A 3,915-nucleotide genomic window follows, 5' to 3' on the forward strand; every position below is an offset into this window, starting at 1 on the left:
CCCGGCCTTTTACGAAAAGTACTCGTTACTGCATCCCAAAATGTTATTAATTCATTTTCACTGTACGGTGTTGCGGATAACTGGTCATTTTTCAACTCAATATTCACAAAGGGATTTTTATAATCACCCGCTGTTTCATTGGCAACTAAATCAAAGGCATACCCGGGGATCTCGGTTTCTGGCTCCTTAATTGTTTTTGTCGGAAGTTTCGCTAAAATTTCCTCCGTATAAGTGCCATTAATTTCTCGTTTCCCTTTCCTGATTATCTTAGTACGCATAGCCAGAAATATGCCCTCCATTCCAACCATACGGTCTAACATATGGTCATTCTCTTGAAGATCATTTAATATCTCAATACTGAAAGTAAAATGATCATCTTCATTTCGTTGATAAACAAAAGTCATATTCTCTTTTTCATTATCACTACCAGCAATAAAACCATCAGGAATACAGGTACCGGCCACCTCGGGGATTTCCGTCTCCTTTCTGCCACTGATTCTGGCAATCAGACTATTCATTTTATATAAGGTTTGATTCAACTCATTATATTGTCTTTCAGAAAATCCATCTTTGATAAAATCATCCCTGTCTGCCTTGTATCTATCATCTGACATCTCCATAAATTCCATTGTTATAATAAAAGCCACCCCATTATTATAGAAATGGGCTTCCAATACTCGGGCATAGCCAGGCGCACTCGTGTCCTGATTCCTGTCGAAAATCACACCTTTTAGATCCCCCTGAAGACGATAAACCTTCTTCAAAAAAGGCATATTTTTAGGATTAACATACTGAGTTGTCTTTAATTCCTGCTCTCTCAACCGTATCTGATGTTCAAATTCAGGGGGATACAGACGCTCAGTTTCTATTTTCGCATCACCAATAAATATTCCATCATGGATAATATTGTCAAATCCAACAGGAACATCAATTAAATAACGCCCCACACAACGGGTCTGCATATTGGCTAACATTTCAGTCGTCACTTTCTTTTCCTTTTCAGTTAATACAGGATGATAATAAACTGGGAAATACCACCGCCACAGGGCATAAATCGCCACCATCGCTAATAAAATCAGTAAATACTTTTTTTTATCCAATTTTCACCGCCTGCACTAGCTTGACAATTGAGCGTAAGGTAAATAACCGGGCGGGAGTCTCTTTCGTTCCGTTATTCTCTTTATACGCCCCTTCATGGTCGACTTCCGTTGCCAGCAAGCCACGTAAACCATTATAAGTAATCCGGCCAGCCTGTATCGGTACCGTACCATCTCCCAGCTCCTTTGGCGGGGCCAACTTAAAAGTTTTCCCGGCAACATCCTGAAATGAAGGCCCAACAGAAAACTGCACCATACGTCTTGTACCAATTTCCAAATCAAAAGGATCATAAATCGGCTGATCAAAAGTCAAGCCAGAATAATCATCCATTTTGTTATAGTAATTTTTACTTTCTTCTTCCCAGGAGATAACACCATACGATAAGTGTTTCTCACTAGCGCCATAAAAGGCATAAGTATTCGGATGATAATGATCGGTTAACTCTTCAATAAATGGCTTAACGGTGTTATTTATCAACTCCCGATAATTATTCCAACTTTCCTCATCTTTCCATTTATCCTGTTTATCCGGGTTTAAAAACCGGGTTTCACATAATCCCCACCACCGTTTTTTTTCCAGATAGATTTCCTTATATGGATCAGATTCCGGCAGCTTATGTGTGATGTTACCATCTGCGATGTGTAGCCAACGTTTACCATACTTCATTCCCGGCAGCAGCTGTAACGGACCGGGAGATTGCGCCATCACTGCCGTCATCTCCGCCCCATTACTGCCGATAACCAATCCAGTTATGCCATCTTCACCGGTTTTCATCCTTTTATAAGTGGTCGGTGCCCCCGTATCCGGCATCACACCATGCACAATGCCTAAAATTTTATCTCTACCATTTAGCTGCTCTGAGTAATGACGGGCAACTAACCCGCCCATCGAGTGAGTGACTAAAATCACCTTGTTAGTGGCACAGCGCCTACCATAGAAAGCCAGAACCTTATCCACATATTTCGCCAGCCTCCGGGCAGAATCCACATTGGATTGCAACCAGTTATAACCCATCACATGAACCGGGTAGGCAAAGTTATAGCTATGATCCACCTCGGGCCGCGTCAGTGGCTCTTCACCCAATTCCGCATTCAGGTTCATATCGACCATTTGCTGCCGAAGAGTTTGCTGTCCCTGCCCTGCCAGACAATATTCAAATGCTAAACGCTCATCATCCAGCACCGACTGAAGCCAGGGCAGGAATGTGCCATAGCTCATATGGGCTATTTCCCCCCAGCCACGCTGATGGCAATCAGGAAATTTATTCTTTTCCGTGTGGTCAGGTGTGATAGCCCCAGAATCATCAACCACTGTTTTATTCGGGTCTAAGGTTTTTTTCCGGTAAGGTGCTCCCCTAAACATCCACAATACAACATCAGTGCTATACTCCGAATTTAACCGCCAGACTGACTTACCCTTCGATTTTAAATTACTCCCCATCACCCCCGGCAGAAAAATCACCGGGATCACTTTAGTTGCATATTTCAAACAGGTCGCCACCAGATTTTCTTCCATTCTGGCATTGGGGACATTGTAATAAGGGGAGCCTAATTCATCATATTCCGGATGAATATAGATCTCATTTTCCTTCGGTTCGCTCACAATCTACTCCTCATCTTTTATTTTCAATTTACTGATTTCCACGCCAACCTGCTTTTGCAGATCGCTTTTCCCATCCTGTGCGGTTGATAACGCCCGCACGTCACCATCTCCGGTATGGAATTGCATAGCCTGACGAGCCAGCGGAGAAATGTTATAAGCCTGTGCAACCTTCGGCGTCACAGCATAACTGGCTGTCTGCCATTGCTGGACCAATTGACTGGCCCGTTGCCCACTGAATTTTTGCCATTCCCCTGCCCGCTGGATAATATGAGCCGGGGCACCACATTCCACCTGCCCGTCGCCAATACGGATATATCCCCCGCCACAAGCCAGCAAAATCTCCTGTTTTGCACTGATGATCACTTTGCCTTCATGACTGCTTACCGTGATGTCTTTCAACGCCTCCAGTCCCATTGCATCACCCTGCGCCTGAATCTCTACCCGGCCCCGGCTGGCAAACAGTTTGATCCCCAGTTTTTCAGCAAACAGACTGATCATCCCTCCGGCAGCCACCGTGAATTTTTTCAGTACGCTGAAATCGGTATTTTTCCCACTGGTGGCGATCACATTGTCCCCCGCAGAAAGCTGGAGGCTTTTCGCCGTCGTCTGGGCAATCCCCTCCGGCGCAGAAAGTAACAGCGCAGATTTTTTCAGTTCCGTTAAGGTGTCACTTAATAATGCTTTCTGTTGCTGCAAATCCGCTAATTCAGCTTTGGCCGTTTCTGCTGCACCCCGTAATGCTTCCGTTAACGCCTGCGCCTGCTGCAACTGACTCAACGCCGTCTGCATCTCCAGCGTTTGTCCCTGCGCTTTAGCCTGTTCATCCGCACTGATAAACAACCCCTTACCCGCGCGGATCGCGCCCCAGGCATCGGTACGCAGTTCAAAACCCTCGCCCCGTTTATTCGGATGCGGGCGCTGACCATCGACAAGATGCCCCAGATTGAGCTGGCTCTTGCCGCCGTATTCGGTACTCAGCTTGATGTGTTCCTTCCCGCGCTCGTCGTCCATCCGCAATTTGTTATTCGCCGGCGTGCGCAGCACATTGCGTTTGTAGTTGTACAGCGTGACGTGATCCGGGTGGGCTGAATCATGCAGCGCGTGAGCAATATACGGTCGGTCCGGGTCGCCCCCTTCAAATGCGATCGCCACTTCTGTGCCAACCAGCAACGGCCAGTGAAAACCGTAAGTGTCGCCTGCATAAGGCCGGGCCAG

General features: G+C 46.1%; 3 protein-coding genes. All 3 read right to left on the reverse strand.

The features are described 5' to 3' along the window. On the reverse strand, nucleotides 1-1,100 hold a 1,100-nt coding region (locus BO26_RS18030; protein WP_036773909.1), incomplete at its 3' end, for a T6SS immunity protein Tli4 family protein. Then, nucleotides 1,093-2,700, reverse strand: coding sequence for an esterase/lipase family protein (locus BO26_RS18035; protein ID WP_036773910.1), 1,608 nt, complete (start codon nucleotides 2,698-2,700; stop codon nucleotides 1,093-1,095). The genes BO26_RS18030 and BO26_RS18035, both read right to left, overlap by 8 nt. Before the next feature lie 3 nt (nucleotides 2,701-2,703). Beyond that, nucleotides 2,704-3,915, reverse strand: a 1,212-nt coding sequence (locus BO26_RS18040) for a DUF2345 domain-containing protein (RefSeq protein WP_036773911.1), incomplete at its 5' end; no start/stop codon positions are given.

This window comes from Photorhabdus australis DSM 17609, from assembly GCF_000711895.1.
Taxonomy (GTDB): domain Bacteria; phylum Pseudomonadota; class Gammaproteobacteria; order Enterobacterales; family Enterobacteriaceae; genus Photorhabdus; species Photorhabdus australis.